The following is an 18125-nucleotide window of genomic DNA, read 5'->3' as shown; positions in this document are numbered from 1 at the left end:
GTTGGTTAACTTTACACATTAATTAAGAATTTGTAAAAACATATTCTCTAATTTATCAAATTTCAGATTAAGAGATTATTAAATCAGGAATTCGAATAAATCTGGCTTATCGTTCAAATACTCTCCAAAGAATTTACGACTCTTCATACGTGCTATTAAAGGCTTAAGGTCAGAGCGGTCTTTGAGTTCAATACCTACCACTGCAGGACCATCCTCGCGAGACGTTTTCTTTTTGTATTCAAAAAATGTGATGTCATCTTCGGGCCCTAAAATTTCATTTAGAAATTCACGCAAAGCACCAGCGCGCTGTGGGAATCTTATAATGAAATAGTGTTTTAAACCGTGATACAATAACGCACGCTCTTTAATTTCTGCAGTACGGGTAATATCGTTATTGCTTCCGCTAACGATGCATACTACGTTTTTTCCTTTGATCTCCTCTGCAAACTGATCTAACACCGATAGCGTCAAAGCACCCGCTGGCTCTACTACTATTGCATCTTTATTATACAGATCTAAAATGGTTTGACATACTTTTCCCTCAGGAACAGTCACCATTTTTTCAAGGTATTCTTTACAAATAGCAAAAGTGCGTTCTCCCACTCGCTGAACCGCTGCTCCATCTACAAACTTTTCAATGAGAGATAACGTCGTGTTCTCTTTATTAAATATAGAAGTACTCATTGAAGGTGCTCCTTCCGGTTCAACGCCGATAACTTTTGTATGGGGAGATAACAAATGAAAAACCGTACTCAAGCCTGATGCGAGACCACCACCACCTACAGGGACAAAGACATAATCAATATCCGATGTTGATTGCTCTATAATCTCCAACCCTACAGTCGCCTGACCTTCAATAATTTTTTCATCATCAAAAGGGTGAACAAAGATTTTACCTAGCGCATCACATTCGATTTTTGAAGCTTTATAGGCATCATCAAAAGTATCTCCTGTGAGCTGAATAGTTACAAAATCCCCTCCAAACATCGATACCTGTTCTATCTTCTGCTTAGGTGTGGGAGCCGGCATAAAAATAGTTCCGTTAATTTTCAATTTTGCACAGGCAAATGCCACGCCTTGCGCATGATTTCCTGCACTGGCGCAAACAATACCCTTAGCACGCTCCTCTTCTGTTAACGAATTTATTTTATTAAACGCTCCACGTATTTTATAAGACCGCACCTGTTGTAGATCTTCACGCTTCAGCATTATATTAGCTTCAAACTTGCGTGAATAATTTAAGCTAGGCAATAAAGGAGTTAAGGCTGCAACTCCCTCTAAGGTTTTTGCAGCCTTTTTTACATTTTCTAAGTCTGGAAAAAATGTTGTTTTTAAGTCGCTCAAAATTTAAATATTTTGATTGACTAAATGTGCATCAAAAATTTGATGCACATTTAGTGTATTCAGTTAACTCAACATATGAGATTTAAATACTCTGAGGTTTCCTCAAGAGAACTTATACTAATTTAAGCAGTCACCGCTTCTTCTGAAGCAACTGTTTTAATTTCTTTCATTGCTGTCATAGACTCACGCAACCACGCTCCTACGGCTTCAACTTCGTGAGCACGAATAGCATCATTTACAGCGATCAGTGTCTTGTTGTCTACAGCATTATCTGTAGCATACGCTTTACCGATTACATCAGTATCTATTTTCTTCATAAAATCGGTTAGCATAGGCTTACACGCATGGTCAAATAAATAACAACCGTATTCTGCAGTATCAGAAATCACACGATTCATTTCAAATAATTTCTTACGTGCAATAGTGTTAGCGATAAGTGGCGTTTCGTGCAAAGACTCGTAGTATGCAGACTCTTCAATAATACCTGCTTCAGTCATGGTTTCAAAAGCAAGCTCTACCCCGGCTTTTACCATAGCAACCATCAATACTCCGTGGTCAAAGAATTCCTGCTCAGAAATTTCCATACTTCCTGCAGGAGTTTTTTCGAAAGCAGTTTCTCCTGTTTCAGCACGCCATTTCAATAAATTAACATCATCATTGGCCCAGTCTTCCATCATCGTTTTTGAGAAGTGACCCGAGATGATATCATCCATATGCTTATGGAATAACGGACGCGTAATGTCTTTAATTTCTTCAGCTAGTTCAAAAGCTTTTATTTTTGAAGGATTGTTCAAACGATCCATCATATTGGTAATTCCACCGTGTTTTAAAGCTTCGGTGATAGTTTCCCAACCATATTGAATCAATTTAGAAGCATATCCTGCATCAATTCCTTTTTCTATCATTTTGTCAAAGCAAAGAATAGATCCTGTTTGAAGCATACCACAAAGAATGGTTTGCTCCCCCATTAAATCACTTTTTACTTCAGCAACAAATGAAGATTCTAAAACACCTGCTCTGTGACCACCGGTTCCAACAGCATAAGCTTTTGCCTGATCTAAACCTTTTCCTTCAGGATCGTTCTCAGGGTGAACAGCAATCAAAGTAGGAACACCAAAACCACGCTTGTATTCTTCACGTACTTCAGAACCCGGACATTTAGGCGCACACATAATAACCGTTAAGTCTTTACGGATTTGCATGCCTTCTTCTACGATATTAAAACCGTGGCTATAGGCCAACGTCGCACCTTCTTTCATCAAAGGCATAACTGTATTAACCACTGCTGTATGCTGCTTATCAGGTGTAAGGTTACACACTAAATCTGCAGTAGGAATTAACTCTTCGTAAGTCCCAACGGTAAAACCATTATCTACAGCATTTTTATAAGAAGCTCTCTTTTCTTTAATCGCGCCTTCACGCAAAGCGTAAGAAATATCTAAGCCGCTGTCACGCATATTTAAACCTTGATTTAAACCCTGTGCACCGCAACCTACGATGACTACTTTTTTTCCGCGCAATGCTTCTATCCCGTTAGAAAATTCTTCAGATTCCATAAAGCGACACTTGGCCAACTGAGCCAATTGTTCTCTTAGGGATAGCGTATTAAAGTAATTTGACATTTTATTAAATTTTATTGATGTGGATTAGTTTATTTTATTCTGCAAATTCTGCAAGCATTGATGATATTTTCATTTCTTCTTTAGAAACTGAAATACGTCCGGAACGGGTAAACTGCATAATTCCAAAAGCACTCAGCTCCCGGTACAGTAAATCTATTTCACTACGCCGCCCGGCTTTTTCAAGAACAAAGAATTCTTTGTTTACCGTCACAATGCGTGCACTGCTTTCTTTAATGATATTTTGGATCTGACGTTCTTCAAAAAGCAAATCTGATTTTATTTTAAACAGACAGGTTTCTAAAAAGATCGTCTCTTCGTCAGTGTGATAATAGGCTTTAATTACCTCAACCTGCTTTTCTAACTGACCGATCACTTTCTTTACACGATCTTCAGTAAGGTTGATCACGATTGTAAATTTTGAAACACCTTCTATTTCAGAAATCGAAGTGTTCAGGCTTTCAATATTTATTTTTCTACGCTGAAATATTGCCGAAATGCGGTTCAATAAACCTACATTATTTTCGGTATATATGGATACGGTATATGTTTTTGTCTCGCTCATAACTATTCTAATCTAATATCTGAAACAGAGGCTCCTGTTGGAATCATTGGGAATACATTATCTTCTTTCTCTACTTTCACTTCTAAGAAATAAGGGCCTTCAGCCGCAAGCATTTCTGATATAGCTCCTGCAAGATCTTCTCGTTTTGAAACGCTTTTTGCTTCTATAAAATATCCTTTAGCAATTGCAACAAAATCAGGGTTAATCAACTCTGTTGAAGCATAACGACGATCAAAGAACAACTGTTGCCATTGGCGCACCATTCCTAAGAAATCATTATTCAACACAACGATTTTTACAGGAACTTTAGTTTGAAAAATTGTCCCCAGTTCCTGAATAGTCATCTGATAACCCCCGTCACCAATAATTGCTACCACAGGTCTGTTAGGAGCTCCCATTTTTGCACCTATTGCAGCCGGAAGCGCGAAGCCCATCGTTCCAAGTCCGCCAGAAGTTACGTTACTCTTAGACTTATTGAACTTAGCATAGCGACACGCGATCATCTGGTGCTGTCCTACGTCTGATACAATAACGGCGTCTCCTTTAGAAACCTTATTAATACCTTCAAGAACCTCCCCCATAGTAAGACCTTCTTTCTCTGGAGTTATATCATTTTTTATGATTTTATCATATTCAATCTGATACAGTTCTTTAAAACGATTATGCCAATCTGTGTGTTGCTTTTCTTCTAAAAGTGGAAGTAATGCTGCAAGCGTTTCTTTGCTATTACCTAAAACAGCAATATCTGCTTCTACATTCTTATTTACTTCTGCGGGATCAATCTCAAAATGAATCACTTTGGCCTGCTTAGCATACGTCTCTAAATTACCAGTAACCCGATCATCAAAACGCATCCCGATTGCGATTAAAACATCACATTCATTAGTAAGTACATTAGGACCATAGTTACCATGCATGCCTACCATACCCACATTTAAAGGATGATCTGTAGGGATTGCAGAAACACCAAGAATAGTCCAAGCTGCAGGAACACCTGATTTTTCTACAACTGCTTTAAATTCTTCTTCAGCCTTACCTAGAATAACTCCTTGCCCCCAAACAATCATGGGTTTTTTAGCATTATTAATTAAATCTGCAGCAGCCTTAACTGAATCTGGATTTAATTTAGGTACAGGTTTGTAACTACGAACAGCCTTGCATTTTTTATACGCAAAATCAAATTCCTCAAACTGAGCATCTTTTGTAATATCAATCAAGACTGGGCCCGGACGACCACTTTTTGCAATATAAAATGCCTTTGCAAGTACTTCAGGAATTTCTGAAGCTTTAGTGATCTGGTAATTCCATTTGGTTACCGGAGTAGAGATACCAATAATATCCGTTTCTTGAAATGCATCACTACCTAACAAATGAGACGCTACCTGACCCGTAATACACACCATAGGAGTTGAGTCTATTTGTGCATCAGCAATACCTGTTATAAGGTTAGTTGCACCAGGTCCCGATGTTGCAATTGCGACACCTACTTTACCGCTCACGCGTGCATACCCCTGAGCTGCGTGTGTTGCACCTTGCTCGTGACGGGTTAAGACGTGATGAAGTTTGTCTTGATATTTATACAACTCATCATAAACAGGCATAATAGCTCCTCCCGGATAGCCATAAAGTGTATCTACACCTTCTGCAAGCAAGCATTTTATTATTGCTTCTTTACCTGTTAAACGCTGCGTAGCTTCTACTGCAGTGTCTTGCAATTTAATTGTTTGAGTATTACCCATAGCCTTTTACATTTCGTCTGTCACACAACCTTTTGATGCTGACGAGACGGTTTTAGCATATTTATAAAGTGCTCCACGCTGAAATCTAAGCGCAGGAGCGGTCCATTTTTCTCTTCTTTTATCTAACTCTTCATCAGATATTTCAATATTGATCGTATTCTTCACCGCATCAATTGCGATAATATCACCATTCTCAACAAGTGCGATATTGCCACCCACTTGTGCTTCTGGCGAAACGTGTCCCACTACAAAACCATGTGATCCTCCTGAGAAACGACCATCAGTAATCAATGCCACATCCTTACCTAAACCAGCTCCCATAATTGACGATGTAGGTTTAAGCATTTCTGGCATTCCGGGCCCACCTTTTGGGCCTTCATAGCGAATGATCACTACATCACCTTTTTTCACCTTTCCGGTTTTGATGCCTTCATTTACAGCAGCTTCGCTGTCAAACACGTTTGCTGTACCTCTAAATTCTAAACCTTCTTTACCTGTGATTTTTGCCACAGCTCCTTCAGTAGCTAAGTTTCCAAATAAGATCCTGATATGACCACTATCTTTAATAGGCTTATCAAGGGTTCTTACAATATCTTGACCGTCTATTAAATTGGGTACATCTTTTAGATTTTCGGCCAGCGTTTTTCCGGTTACTGTTAAACAATCTCCGTGCAGCATATCGTTATCTAGCATATACTTTAGTACACCAGGAATACCACCTACTCCGTGAAGATCTTCCATAGAGTATTTACCACTAGGTTTTAAGTCTGCTAATAGTGGCGTGTTGTCACTGATTTTCTGGAAATCTTTAAGTGTAAATTCTAGCTGTGCAGATTTAGCAATCGCTAAAAAGTGCAATACCGCATTTGTTGATCCTCCTAAAACGGTTACTAAACGGAATGCATTTTCTAATGATTCTTTAGTCACAATATCAGAAGGTTTAATATCGTGCTCTAATAAGTATCTCAACGCTTCCCCTGCTTTTACACATTCTGCTTCTTTAATATTAGAATCTGTAACCGCCGGATTTGAAGAGTTAAAAGGTAACGACATCCCTAAAGCTTCAATTGCTGAAGCCATCGTATTTGCGGTATACATACCTCCACAAGCTCCTGCTCCCGGACACGCCTTATGCACAACTTCTTTAAATTCTGATTCATCTATCGTACCGGCAACTTTTTGTCCGTAAGCTTCAAAAGCAGAAATAATATCTAACTTTTTACCGTTATGACATCCTGAGGCAATTGTACCTCCATAAACTAAAATAGAAGGTCTGTTTAAACGCAATTGCGCCATTAAAGCTCCCGGCATATTTTTATCGCAACCCACTACAGTTACGAGTCCGTCATAACTCATTGCTTGAACGACGGTCTCCATAGAGTCCGCAATAATATCACGCGAAGGTAGCGAGAAACGCATTCCAGGTGTTCCGTTAGAAATGCCATCACTAACACCTATCGTGTTAAAAATAAGTCCTACCAGGTCTGCATTAGCCGCCCCTTTTTTAACGTGAGTAGCCAGATCATTAAGGTGCATATTACACGGATTACCTTCATAACCAGTACTCGCAATACCAATTAGCGGCTTTTTTAAGTCGTCATCCGTTAGACCAATTGCATGTAACATTGCCTGAGCTGCCGGCAATGTTGGGTCTTGAGTTACAGTTTTACTGTATTTATTTAATTCCATTGTTATAAATCTATATCGAAATTAGCTATTCCTTCTTTTTATCAGTTATTCTCTTAAAATTCTTTGGATATACCAAAAAAACTTAAAAACATCACAACTTATTGTTTTTCAGTTTTTTAACATACAAATACTACTATGTTCAATAGATTAAAAAACCTTTATAATTAGAAAAATCAACATCAAAAAAAAACCTTCCAGTTTAACGGAAGGTCTATTTATAATATATAGCGTTCCGCATCAAAACAGTTTGATGACAATAATTGAACGAACACTAATTAGTTGCTTTCTCATATACAGTAAAATTATTTATAATATGTCGGGCAGCATTACACATTTATAGAAAATTTTAACTAAACATCAATTTTTCAAAATACACTATTTTAAGACCGCTTTGTAAACTTTTTGTTAGCAGAAAATAAGTGGTTTTGTATTTTTAGTGAAAATTCTCAAACACATTTATAATGAATTACCGAAAATTAGGTAAAACCAATCTCAATATATCAGAAATCTCACTGGGCACATGGCAAGTTGGTGGCAAATGGGGCTCTGGTTTTGACGACACCACTGCCGAAAAAATCATCAACACCGCAATAGATAAAGGCATAAATTTTATTGACACTGCTGATGTTTATGAAAGCGGCCTGAGCGAAGCTGCTGTAGGTCGTGTGTTGCGTAGCCGATCTGAAGAAGTTTATATAGCTACAAAATGCGGTAGACAAATTAATCCTCACGTGGATGAAGGCTATACGCCTAAAGCGCTGCGTAAATTTGTGGAAGCCAGCTTAAAGAATACTGGTTTAGAACGTCTGGATCTTATTCAGCTGCATTGCCCTCCTACAGACACCTATTACAGACCCGAGATTTTTGGACTTTTTGAAGATTTGAAAAAAGAAGGTAAAATCGCTAATCTGGGCGTAAGTGTAGAAAAAGTGGAAGAAGGCATCAAGGCGATGCAGTACGATAATGTAACTACAGTGCAAATCATCTTCAATCTGTTTAGACAACGACCTGCTGAACTATTCTTTCGCGAAGCGGAAAAAAATGATATCGGAGTAATCGTTCGTGTCCCTCTGGCCAGCGGATTACTTACTGGAAAATTTGATCAAAACACCTCTTTTGATAAAGAAGACCACCGAAATTTCAATCGGAATGGAGAAGCTTTTGATAAAGGAGAAACCTTCTCTGGAGTTAACTATGAAACCGGTCTAGAAGCTGTAAATGAACTTAAGCAATTATTTCCGGACGCAGAAAATCTCGCCCCAATAGCTTTGCAATGGATATTATCTCATAAAACAGTAAGCACCATTATTCCGGGAGCTTCTAAGGAAGAACATTTATTATCTAATTTATCTGCAGTAGAAAAAAAGACTTTATCTGAAGATCAAATTGAAAAAATGAATGCCATTTATGACAAACATTTAAAAGCTCAGATTCATCAAAAATGGTGATTTTATCGTCACAAGATCGCTAAGAGTTGCTCAATTAAAAATCCCGCCTATAGTGTAGACGGGATTTTTAATCAAGCTATAATATTTTTCCATATTTTGTTAAGTCTGGCGTAAAACCTAAAGACTGGTAGAGCTTGCGGGCCTTTTTATTGTCATCAAAAACATTTAGTGTAAGCAGTTTGTAGCCACAGTCCTTTGTCCACGCTTCTGCTTTATTCATGAGCAATTTGCCTATTCCGCGGCCGCGAGCATCTGGAGCAACAATAATGTCTGCGATATGACCGTGAGGCTCTCTATGATAATAGTCAGTACCTATTTCAAGAAAAATAAAACCGAGTTGCTTTTGAGTCTCGCTATCTTCTGCTATAAAAATAGCATTGTCTTCACTCCCATCCTGAATTTCAGATTTCAAGATCCGCTGATCAATATCCAGCATTACATCTGGATCTCGCCAATGGGGTAATTCAGGATCGGTAAGACTGGGCAATAAGCTTAAAATAAAGTCGGTATCTTCCTTAGTGACACGACGTATATTAATTTCGGGCATAGAATGGATTGTTCGTTATTTTTTTAAAAATAGTGAGTTATTTAAAACTCAAGCGTCAACATTCAAATTTTATAGTTCTCGACGACACCTGATATGATTAGTATTTATTAAAGTAAACCGTTTTTCGGTTTACAAATTCCTGAATACCGTCTGCTGAAAGTTCACGACCATAACCGGATATTTTCGTTCCGCCAAAAGGCAGGCGCGGATCACTCTTTACCAACTCGTTTACAAAAACTGCTCCGTCGTCAAATAAAGGAACTAGCTTTTTGGCACGCTCCATATCTTCTGTAAAAATGGAAACCCCCAAACCAAATTCAGACTGATTAACCAAATCAACCGCTTCTTCTTCGGTTTCAAAAGTGGTAATACCTATTACAGGACCAAAAGTTTCTTCTTTAAACAAAGACATTTCCGGAGTTACACCCGTCACTACTGTTGGTTCAAAATAAGCGTTGTTTCGCTTCCCTCCTATTAAAACTTCGGCACCCGCATTTACACTGTCTTTCAACTGCGCTTCTAATTCTTCAGCAAGATCAGGACGCGCCATCACACCTATATACGTGTTTTCATCCATAGGATCACCGCTCTTGAGTTCACGCACAGCTTTTACATAGTTCTCGGTAAATGCTTCCGCTATATTTTTATGTAAAATCAAACGCTTACCTGCAATACAACTTTGCCCGGTATTCTGAAAACGTGCCTGCACAGCAGTTTTAAGGGTCTCTTCCAGATTACAATCTTCAAATACCACAAGTGCGTTGCTTCCGCCTAATTCTAAAACCGATTTCTTGATTTCATTTCCGGCAGTTGAAGCCACAGCGCTACCTGCTGGTTTGCTACCGGTAAGCGTAACAGCCTTTACTTTAGGGTTTTTGATGATCGCTTCGATCTTAGAACTGCTCAGTGGCAAATTGGTAAAACAAGCTTTAGGAAAACCTGCGCGTTCAAACACTTTTTGAATATTAATCGCGCTCTGCATCACATTACTGGCGTGCTTTAAAATACCGATGTTTCCCGCCATCAATGCTGGTGCCGCAAAGCGAAAAACCTGCCAAAAAGGGTAATTCCAGGGCATTACAGCAAGCACAACACCTAGGGGTTCGTAGCTTACATAACTTGCTGCCGCATCGGTTTTGATAGTTTTATCGGCCAGATGACTTTCAGCATGCGCTGCATAATATTCACAAACCCAGGCACATTTTTCGATCTCTGCGATGGACTGTGCAATAGGTTTCCCCATTTCTAAAGTCATCGTCTCTGCATATTCCTGCTTGTTCTTTTTGAGTTCAGCTGCTGCTGCGTGCATCAGTTTACTGCGCTCTGAATACGAAGTTTTCCGCCAGGATAAAAAACGCTTGTGCGCTTCATCTATGGCTTCTTCGGTTTCTTTTTTGGTGAGTTCTTTGGTTTCAAATACAACTTGCTGATTGTATGGATTTATGGACTTGATCATGATATTTGTAAACTAAATTTCTTTAAAGTTAGCAAGCTCAGGCTAAAGCAAGAGCTGGATTAAGAGCACTTTAACGGTGAGATAATTTAAAAAGCGATTCGATAACATAGCATCCGGATCCTCCCTTCAAAGGAAAGGAACCTAAGTATTATTTAGCGCGAAGACTACTTCGGGGCAAGCTTGCGATGCACTAAACGGAACAAAATCTTTTTAGAATGAGACAAGTCTCGGAGCATTTAAATCTCGAATATCGAGTAAATGTTTATAAGTCGTTTACAACTCTTTTGGAGTCATTCTTGAAGCGTCTTATATAATTGTAATTTTAAAAAACTTCATGTTATGGAAACCCGAGATTCCCAATTGATCGCATTAAGACCTGAAATCCCTTCTGCCCGTGTTAACGACACGATGAGTGCTGATGAGCAATTTCAGAACGGTTCACTCAGACCCGTGGTTAAACTGCAAAATGACTTACTGGTAGAAGCTTTTCGCAATTACATCACCAAGCACAAAAATGTGTTTTACAATCTGACTATTGAACGTCGAATGGAATACATCGCCAATGCGATTCAAAAGGACATCAAGTTTAGAAACAGCTTAAAGGGGATGGTAATTGGCCAGTTCACAGTTGACGAATACCGAACCTATATTCAAAATTCGTCTGCGCTTAATAAACGCATGATGAATCTGGTACGCGAACGTATTCAGAGTAATATCCAGTTACTCGAAAAGGAAATGGTGGTGTAATCAAAAGGAGTGTATTACAACCCCACCAACTACTGCAAGAGCAAAAGCTGCAAAGGTGACTTTTTTCCATTTATCTGAAATGGTTTCACTTCTATATACCCCATAAAGCCCAAGTGGAGGAACTAGTATTAACAAGTAACCCACGATATATCGATTATACCATTTTTGCTTAGATTTCATAGTTATGTTTTAAGGTTCAATCTGTCTTTAATTTAAGACTTTTTCTCCACATTCATCCTTTAAATAAACAAACAATTTTGACAAGAATTTCGCTTTGTGACGTTTAATTCACTGGAAGTGACAATAAAAAGTTAGACATACAAAAAAAACATTTCACAAAAAAAATCCCTTTGAACCACGTACAAAGGGATTTTTATATTCTTTAAAGTGTTACTGCCAACCGCAGGCCGTCAACTGAATTATACATTAAATAAGAAGTGCATCACATCGCCGTCTTTAACAATGTAATTCTTTCCTTCTACACCCATTTTACCGGCTTCTTTAACTTTAGCTTCGCTACCAAATTTCACAAAATCTTCATAACCAATAACTTCAGCACGAATGAATCCTTTTTCAAAATCGGTATGAATCACACCGGCTGCCTGTGGTGCCGTAGAACCTATATTGGTCGTCCACGCCCGTACTTCTTTTACACCCGCTGTAAAGTAAGTTTGTTGTTTCAATAATTTATACGCTGCACGAATGAGTTTTGCAGAACCCGGCTCATCAAGGCCGATGTCCTGTAAGAACATCTGGCGCTCTTCATAATCGTCAAGTTCGTTAATATCAGCTTCAGTACCTACAGCAAGAACTAAAACTTCTGCGTTCTCATCTTTAACCGCCTCTCGTACTTTTTCAACATATTCATTTCCGCTTACAGCAGCACCTTCATCTACATTACAAACATACATCACCGGTTTATCAGTAATAAACTGCAAAGGCTTTACAAATTCTGCATAATCCTCATCAGAAAATTCAATAGCGCGAATGGAGATACCCTGCTCTAAAGACTCTTTTATTGTTACCAAAACCGCTTCTTCTTTCTGAGCATCTTTATTACCCGTACGAGATGCTTTTTTTACCTTCTCAAGCTTTTTTTCTACCGTTTCCAGATCCTTTAACTGCAACTCGATGTCTATAGTTTCCTTATCTCTTACAGGATCTACACTATTATCAACGTGTACGATATTGTCATTATCAAAACAGCGCAATACGTGCAAAATAGCATCGGTCTCTCTAATGTTTGCTAAAAACTGATTCCCCAGACCTTCCCCTTTACTTGCTCCTTTTACTAAACCGGCAATATCTACGATATCTACAGTAGCAGGAACTACACGCTCAGGATTTACCAGTTCTTCTAGTTTAGCTAAACGCGGGTCGGGTACATTTACCACGCCTACGTTAGGCTCAATGGTACAAAATGGAAAGTTTGCGCTTTGTGCCTTTGCATTAGACAAACAATTAAAAAGAGTTGATTTACCTACGTTAGGCAATCCTACAATACCTGCTTTCATGGCTTCAGAATTTTGAGGCGCAAATATAGGAAGCTTATCTAAAACAAAACACGTTAAAAGAAAACATTATATACAGCAGATTCACACCCTATTTTACATAGAAAAGCCCGGTAAAAACCGGGCTTTTCTAATTTATAGTTGATAGAAAATTCTAGTTATGATGCATAAATGCTTGTTTTCCCAGAAGTTCTTCTTCAGTTTCTACGTGATCTTCATCAGGCACACAACAGTCTACAGGACATACAGCAGCACATTGAGGTTCCTCGTGAAAGCCCATACATTCCGTACATTTATCTGGTGCGATGTAATAGACCTCATCGCTAATAGGCTCTTGAGTTTCTTCTGCATCTACTTCTTTTCCGTTAGGTAACACTACTTTACCCTCAAGATCAGTCCCGTCAGAATAGCGCCAGTCATCTGCTCCTTCATAAATAGCTGTGTTAGGGCATTCTGGTTCACAAGCCCCACAGTTAATGCATTCGTCGGTTATTATAATTGCCATAGTATAATCGTTTTCTTATCCGTAATTTTGACGCTTCAAAGCGCGCTTTAAAAGTAAATAATAAAACCTACTAATTAAATAGGCTTAAAACTTTTAAGGCGTAAAATTAAGACCTGAGTATAACTCTACCAAACCATTTATGGATTTAAACCAAAGAATTACTGCATTCTCAAACCTCGGACAATTTTTAAAGGATTTTGTGGCTAATGCCGAAAAAACCGATTTACAATTAGACGATTTTGATAGTTTAAAAGAAGAATTACACGCTGTTATTGAAACCGCAAAACGGCAAAACGCCTGGTTCTCAACTGAAAATACACGAAAAGCTTTGACGAGCTGGTCTGAAAATCTTAATTCTGAGACACTCAACAACTGGTTATCACCTTACGCTATCACTAAAACCGAAACTAAAGAAGTAGCCGTTATTATGGCGGGAAATCTGCCGTTAGTAGGGTTTCACGACTTTTTAAGTGTTTTGATCACCGGGCATAAGATCATTGCTAAATTGTCTAGTGATGATCAGTTATTGCTCCCTTTTCTTGCAAAAGTGCTGATACAGCTTGAACCACAATTTAAAGACTCAATCACTTTTACTCAGGAGCGCCTTCCTCAATTTGATGCTGTGATCGCTACCGGCAGCAACAATACAGCGCGGTATTTTGAGTTCTATTTCAAAAACAAACCCAATATCATTCGTAAAAACCGTAATGCAGTGGCGGTTTTAAGCGGAAATGAAACCCACGAACAACTGGTGGGTTTAGGAACTGATATTTTTAGGTATTTTGGGATGGGATGTCGCAGCGTTTCTAAGCTTTTTGTTCCCGAAGACTATAATTTTGATGCGTTTTTTAAAGCGATGTTTGAACATAAAGACATCATCAATCATCATAAATACGCGAATAATTATGACTATAATAAGGCGGTTTATTTGATGAGCCTCTTCCCCATTCTGGATAATGAATTTATGATCTTAAAAGAAGATGAGAACTTCTCCTCTCCCATTTCGGTCGTATTTTATGAGCGCTACGATACGAAGGAAAAACTAAACACATTTTTAAATGAGCGAGAAGCTGAAATTCAATGTGTTGTTGCAGACGGTTTTTCAGAAAATGAAATCTCTTATGGAAATGCCCAGCAACCAAAACTTAATGATTATGCAGACGGTGTAGATACTGTTGCGTTTTTATTAAAAATTAGTTAGAATTTATCAATAATTTATTGATTTATCAGATTGAATTGGCTCTCTTTTAAGCATCTTTGCATGGCTTTTTGACAACGCTATTTCAGCATTATATATAAGCTTGGAATCTTATGTATTCTGTTCTAAAAGCTGTAATTTTCCAACAGATTAAAATACCTAGGGGCAATCCCACAAGGCATTTGTTAAAAACAAATTTTCTATTTCGAGGCAAGCTTCGGGGTATTAAACCCTTTGGCGATGCCAATAAAACCAAAATTAGCAGACCAAATATTCAATCCATGAAAAAACATAATTTCAGTGCCGGACCAAGTATCCTTCCGCAGGAAGTACTAAAGCAGGCCTCTGACGCAGTATTAAATTTCAACAATCTTGATCTTTCTCTTCTAGAAATTTCACACCGTAGTAAAGATTTTGTTGACGTGATGGAAGAAGCACGTGAACTTGCTCTTGAACTTTTGGGCCTAGAAGGTAAAGGATATAAAGCACTCTTTTTACAAGGTGGTGCCAGCCAACAATTTGTGATGGCAGCTTATAACTTGCTTGAGAATAAAGCTGGTTATTTAAATACCGGTACGTGGAGTGACAAAGCTATTAAAGAAGCTAAAGTTTTTGGAGAAGTTGTAGAAGTTGCAAGTTCTAAAGACAAGAACTTCAACTACATTCCTAAAGGTTTTGATATTCCTAAAGGTTTAGACTATTTACATCTTACTACAAACAACACGATTTTTGGCACACAATTAAAAGAAATTCCTGATACAGATGTACCACTTATCGCAGATATGAGTAGTGATATCTTCTCTAGAGAATTAGACTTTTCAAAATTCAGTATCATCTATGCCGGTGCTCAGAAAAATATGGGACCTGCAGGTACAACTCTTGTTGTAGTAAAAGAAGATATCTTAGGTAAAGTAACACGCCAGATCCCAAATATCTTAAGCTACGAGCAACACATCTCAAAAGGTAGTATGTATAATACACCTCCTGTTTTTGCTGTTTACACATCATTACTAACCTTACGCTGGTTAAAAGCTAAAGGCGGTATTAGTGGAGCTGCAGAAGAAAACGAGAAAAAAGCTACGCTTATTTATTCTGAGATAGATCTTAACCCGCTATTTAAAGGTTTTGCAGCTCAGGAAGACCGTTCTACTATGAACGCAACTTTCAACTTGACAGAAGATAATCTGAAAGAAACTTTTGATACTATGGTTAAAGAGGCAGGTATTAGCGGCGTTAACGGTCACCGTAGTGTAGGTGGTTATCGTGCTTCTATGTATAACGCACTTCCATTAAACAGCGTCGGTGTCTTAGTTGATGTAATGAGCGAACTAGAGCGTAAAGCTTAACAAACCAAAATAAAATTCTAAAATTTAAAACATGAAAGTTTTAGCAAATGATGGTATTTCTCAATCTGGTGTTGATGCTTTAAAAGCAGCCGGTTTTGAAGTGATTACTACAAAAGTTGCCCAAGAGCAACTGGAAACGTATATAAACGAAAATAATATAGACGCCCTTTTAGTACGTAGTGCTACAAAGGTTCGCAAAGAACTTATTGATGCCTGCCCAAGCCTTAAATTGATAGGCCGTGGTGGTGTTGGTATGGATAATATTGATGTTCAGTATGCAAAAGACAAAGGTCTTAGCGTGATCAATACTCCTGCCTCTTCTTCTGCTTCAGTTGCAGAATTGGTTTTTGCGCATCTTTATGGTGGCGTGCGTTTTCTATATGATGCTAACCGAAATATGCCGCTTGAAGGTGAAGCTAAATTTGGCGCTCTTAAGAAAGCATATGCAAAAGGTGTTGAGCTTCGCGGAAAAACTTTAGGTGTGATTGGTTTTGGCCGTATTGGTCAGGCTACCGCTAAAGTTGCATTGGGTGCAGGTATGAAAGTGATCTATTCTGATCCTTATATGGAAAAGGCTGAAGTAAAAGTTGATTTCTTTGACGGTCAGGAAGTTTCTTTCAAATTTGAAAGCAAGTCTAAAGACGAAGTTTTACAGGAAGCTGATTTCATCACATTACACGTTCCTGCTCAGAAGGAATATGTAATCGGTAAACCTGAATTAGAAAAAATGAAAGATGGTGCTGCTCTTGTAAATGCTGCTCGTGGCGGTGTTGTAGATGAGATCGCATTGATTGATGCATTAGATTCTGGCAAACTAGCTTTTGCTGCGCTTGATGTTTTTGAAAGCGAACCAAAACCTGAACTTAAAATTCTAATGCATTCTAAGATTTCTTTATCTCCGCACATTGGTGCTGCGACTAATGAAGCTCAGGATCGTATAGGTATTGAACTTGCAGATCAGATTTCTTCAATCTTAAAAGGTTAAGGATCAAATCATAAATCACAAAAGCCGAATTTACATTCGGCTTTTTTTATGCTCAAAAGTTAAAAACTTTAACACGAGTATGTATCTTTATCGTAATAACTTAAAACCAACAAAAAATGGCTGGATTATTAGATGTATTAAATAGTGACCTAGGTAAACAATTGATTAGCGGTGCGAGTGCTCAAACCGGAGCTTCAGAAAGCAAAACCGCAGATGTTTTAAGCATGGCAATGCCGCTTTTGTTAGGAGCTATGAAAAAAAATGCTTCAAGCCCAGAGGGTGCTTCGGGACTCATGGGCGCTTTATCAGAAAAACACGATGGAGGTATTCTGGATAATTTAAGGAGTCTTCTTGGAGGCGGAAGCGTAGACCAAAGCGTTATAAATGATGGTGCCGGAATATTAAGCCATGTTTTAGGCGGAAAACAACCGGTTGTTGAAAATACCTTGAGTCAAAAAACAGGTTTAGATGCGGGAACAATTGCTCAAATTCTAAAAATTGTTGCTCCGGTTCTTTTAGGAATTATAGGAAAACAGACTAAAGAAAATGGCATTAATGATTCTGATGGATTAACCGGAATCTTAGGAAGTATGCTTGGAGGTCAGCCTAAAGAAAACCAAAGCTTAATCGAAAGTCTTATTGATGCTGATGGTGATGGAAGTGTTCTAGATGACGTTGCAGATATGGTATTAGGTTCTTACAAAAAGAAAGGTGGCCTGGGCGGTATGCTAGGAGGACTTTTTGGAAAGTAATTTTTTTGGTGCTTACCCGTACATAGAAAACAAATTTCTTTTTAAATTCAGAGTAAGCCAACTTGGAGCATTCAAACCTCCATCATCTAGTTAAACTGAGCCTGTCGAAACCAAAATGCAAACTGTAATTTAGTTTCGACATACTCAGTTTAATAAATCAATTCAAATTTCTTTTAAGTCTTTTTGTAAATAGGATATGGCAAGAGTTTTGTAGCTTTAAAAGAAAAGATACTATGAAGACATTTCTATATTTCCTCTTTGCGCTGTTTTTGGTTTACGGTTGTGCCAGTACACAGAATGATAAACCAATGACACAAACAGACCCAGCTACCACTGGAAACGATACCGTACGGATTGCTAACGACAGTCTTGAATACGAGATTATCATTATAGAACCCGGCTACAATACCTTTTTAAATTCTATCGCTCGCCCTGAAGGTTTTTACGCTCAGAATTATCTCGAAAACAAGAATAGATTTTTAGTTCCAGAATATAATCAACGGGTAAATCAACCTTTTAGATACAACAACAATTTATACCCACAGCAGATAGACTACAACAGCTCTGTAGATTATGGCTACGAAGTAAACTACAAATTATATTACTATTTTGTATACTTCAGCAGAAAATACCAGCAACGTTTTAGTGTGCCAACGCGTATTTAGAATTAAAGC

At 38.2% G+C, this 18125-nt stretch carries 17 protein-coding genes; 7 read left to right on the top strand and 10 right to left on the bottom strand.

The features are described from left to right. Positions 1-78 precede the first annotated feature (78 nt). The 5 genes from ilvA to ilvD all read right to left on the bottom strand — a co-directional run bounded on the left by ilvA (position 79) and on the right by ilvD (position 6956). On the bottom strand, positions 79-1344 hold the full coding sequence (gene ilvA, locus DSM03_RS10960; RefSeq protein WP_128760559.1) for a threonine ammonia-lyase IlvA: 1266 nt from the start codon (positions 1342-1344) through the stop codon (positions 79-81). A 122-nt stretch (positions 1345-1466) separates the two neighbouring features. After that, positions 1467-2966, bottom strand: a complete 1500-nt coding sequence (ilvC, locus tag DSM03_RS10955) for a ketol-acid reductoisomerase (RefSeq protein ID WP_128760558.1) — start codon at positions 2964-2966, stop codon at positions 1467-1469. A 34-nt stretch (positions 2967-3000) separates the two neighbouring features. Next, the gene (gene ilvN / locus DSM03_RS10950) at positions 3001-3528 is read right to left on the bottom strand and encodes an acetolactate synthase small subunit (RefSeq protein WP_128760557.1); all 528 of its coding nucleotides are present in this window, start codon (positions 3526-3528) and stop codon (positions 3001-3003) included. A 2-nt stretch (positions 3529-3530) separates the two neighbouring features. Then, positions 3531-5267, bottom strand: a complete 1737-nt coding sequence (ilvB, locus tag DSM03_RS10945; protein ID WP_128760556.1) for a biosynthetic-type acetolactate synthase large subunit — start codon at positions 5265-5267, stop codon at positions 3531-3533. 6 nt (positions 5268-5273) lie between these two features. Then, positions 5274-6956 carry a dihydroxy-acid dehydratase gene (gene ilvD, locus DSM03_RS10940; RefSeq protein ID WP_128760555.1) on the bottom strand — a complete coding sequence of 561 codons (1683 nt, stop codon included), beginning with the start codon at positions 6954-6956 and terminating at the stop codon, positions 5274-5276. A 461-nt stretch (positions 6957-7417) separates the two neighbouring features. On the opposite strand from ilvD, the gene DSM03_RS10935 reads away from it, so the two are divergent. Beyond that, positions 7418-8404, top strand: coding sequence for an aldo/keto reductase (locus DSM03_RS10935; protein ID WP_128760554.1), 987 nt, complete (start codon positions 7418-7420; stop codon positions 8402-8404). Between the two features lie 76 nt (positions 8405-8480). On the opposite strand, the gene DSM03_RS10930 is transcribed toward DSM03_RS10935, so the two are convergent. Further along, a complete protein-coding gene (locus tag DSM03_RS10930; RefSeq protein WP_128760553.1) occupies positions 8481-8951 on the bottom strand; it encodes a GNAT family N-acetyltransferase in 471 nt (156 codons plus the stop codon). A 97-nt stretch (positions 8952-9048) separates the two neighbouring features. Next, on the bottom strand, positions 9049-10407 hold the full coding sequence (locus DSM03_RS10925; RefSeq protein WP_128760552.1) for an NAD-dependent succinate-semialdehyde dehydrogenase: 1359 nt from the start codon (positions 10405-10407) through the stop codon (positions 9049-9051). 339 nt (positions 10408-10746) lie between these two features. On the opposite strand from DSM03_RS10925, the gene DSM03_RS10920 reads away from it, so the two are divergent. Continuing rightward, positions 10747-11154: a glyoxalase gene (locus DSM03_RS10920; RefSeq protein ID WP_128760551.1), complete on the top strand. Its 408-nt coding sequence runs from the start codon at positions 10747-10749 to the stop codon at positions 11152-11154. On the opposite strand, the gene DSM03_RS10915 is transcribed toward DSM03_RS10920, so the two are convergent. The 3 genes from DSM03_RS10915 to DSM03_RS10905 all read right to left on the bottom strand — a co-directional run bounded on the left by DSM03_RS10915 (position 11155) and on the right by DSM03_RS10905 (position 13170). After that, entirely contained in the window at positions 11155-11334 is a 180-nt protein-coding gene (locus DSM03_RS10915; RefSeq protein ID WP_128760550.1) for a hypothetical protein, read from the bottom strand. 239 nt (positions 11335-11573) lie between these two features. After that, positions 11574-12668, bottom strand: a complete 1095-nt coding sequence (gene ychF, locus DSM03_RS10910; RefSeq protein ID WP_128760549.1) for a redox-regulated ATPase YchF — start codon at positions 12666-12668, stop codon at positions 11574-11576. Between the two features lie 151 nt (positions 12669-12819). Beyond that, complete coding sequence (locus tag DSM03_RS10905; RefSeq protein WP_128760548.1) at positions 12820-13170, bottom strand: 4Fe-4S dicluster domain-containing protein; 351 nt, start codon at positions 13168-13170, stop codon at positions 12820-12822. A gap of 139 nt (positions 13171-13309) precedes the next feature. Between DSM03_RS10905 and DSM03_RS10900 the strand changes: the two genes are divergently transcribed. The 5 genes from DSM03_RS10900 (at position 13310) to DSM03_RS10880 (ending at position 18116) form a co-directional block, all read left to right on the top strand. Next, entirely contained in the window at positions 13310-14371 is a 1062-nt protein-coding gene (locus tag DSM03_RS10900; RefSeq protein ID WP_128760547.1) for an acyl-CoA reductase, read from the top strand. Positions 14372-14649: 278 nt separating this feature from the next. Next, positions 14650-15714, top strand: a complete 1065-nt coding sequence (serC, locus tag DSM03_RS10895) for a 3-phosphoserine/phosphohydroxythreonine transaminase (protein WP_128760546.1) — start codon at positions 14650-14652, stop codon at positions 15712-15714. A 31-nt stretch (positions 15715-15745) separates the two neighbouring features. Continuing rightward, a complete protein-coding gene (locus DSM03_RS10890) occupies positions 15746-16699 on the top strand; it encodes a D-2-hydroxyacid dehydrogenase (RefSeq protein WP_128760545.1) in 954 nt (317 codons plus the stop codon). Between the two features lie 116 nt (positions 16700-16815). Beyond that, the gene (locus tag DSM03_RS10885; protein ID WP_128760544.1) at positions 16816-17451 is read left to right on the top strand and encodes a DUF937 domain-containing protein; all 636 of its coding nucleotides are present in this window, start codon (positions 16816-16818) and stop codon (positions 17449-17451) included. 233 nt (positions 17452-17684) lie between these two features. Beyond that, the gene (locus tag DSM03_RS10880; protein ID WP_128760543.1) at positions 17685-18116 is read left to right on the top strand and encodes a DUF6146 family protein; all 432 of its coding nucleotides are present in this window, start codon (positions 17685-17687) and stop codon (positions 18114-18116) included. Positions 18117-18125: the final 9 nt, after the last annotated feature.

The organism is Leeuwenhoekiella aestuarii (assembly GCF_004104055.1).
Classification (GTDB): domain Bacteria; phylum Bacteroidota; class Bacteroidia; order Flavobacteriales; family Flavobacteriaceae; genus Leeuwenhoekiella; species Leeuwenhoekiella aestuarii.
Note: the sequence above shows the minus strand (reverse complement) of the source record. Positions and strands in the feature narration are given on the sequence as shown.

Coding starts and splice junctions, on each gene's coding strand:
- DSM03_RS10920 (WP_128760551.1), top strand. CDS start 10,747: ATGGAAACCCGAGATTCCCAATTGATCGCATTAAGACCTGAAATCCCT.
- DSM03_RS10880 (WP_128760543.1), top strand. CDS start 17,685: ATGAAGACATTTCTATATTTCCTCTTTGCGCTGTTTTTGGTTTACGGT.
- DSM03_RS10935 (WP_128760554.1), top strand. CDS start 7,418: ATGAATTACCGAAAATTAGGTAAAACCAATCTCAATATATCAGAAATC.
- DSM03_RS10900 (WP_128760547.1), top strand. CDS start 13,310: ATGGATTTAAACCAAAGAATTACTGCATTCTCAAACCTCGGACAATTT.
- ychF (WP_128760549.1), bottom strand. CDS start 12,668: ATGAAAGCAGGTATTGTAGGATTGCCTAACGTAGGTAAATCAACTCTT.
- ilvD (WP_128760555.1), bottom strand. CDS start 6,956: ATGGAATTAAATAAATACAGTAAAACTGTAACTCAAGACCCAACATTG.
- DSM03_RS10890 (WP_128760545.1), top strand. CDS start 15,746: ATGAAAGTTTTAGCAAATGATGGTATTTCTCAATCTGGTGTTGATGCT.
- DSM03_RS10885 (WP_128760544.1), top strand. CDS start 16,816: ATGGCTGGATTATTAGATGTATTAAATAGTGACCTAGGTAAACAATTG.
- DSM03_RS10930 (WP_128760553.1), bottom strand. CDS start 8,951: ATGCCCGAAATTAATATACGTCGTGTCACTAAGGAAGATACCGACTTT.
- ilvB (WP_128760556.1), bottom strand. CDS start 5,267: ATGGGTAATACTCAAACAATTAAATTGCAAGACACTGCAGTAGAAGCT.
- ilvC (WP_128760558.1), bottom strand. CDS start 2,966: ATGTCAAATTACTTTAATACGCTATCCCTAAGAGAACAATTGGCTCAG.
- serC (WP_128760546.1), top strand. CDS start 14,650: ATGAAAAAACATAATTTCAGTGCCGGACCAAGTATCCTTCCGCAGGAA.
- DSM03_RS10905 (WP_128760548.1), bottom strand. CDS start 13,170: ATGGCAATTATAATAACCGACGAATGCATTAACTGTGGGGCTTGTGAA.
- DSM03_RS10925 (WP_128760552.1), bottom strand. CDS start 10,407: ATGATCAAGTCCATAAATCCATACAATCAGCAAGTTGTATTTGAAACC.
- ilvN (WP_128760557.1), bottom strand. CDS start 3,528: ATGAGCGAGACAAAAACATATACCGTATCCATATATACCGAAAATAAT.
- DSM03_RS10915 (WP_128760550.1), bottom strand. CDS start 11,334: ATGAAATCTAAGCAAAAATGGTATAATCGATATATCGTGGGTTACTTG.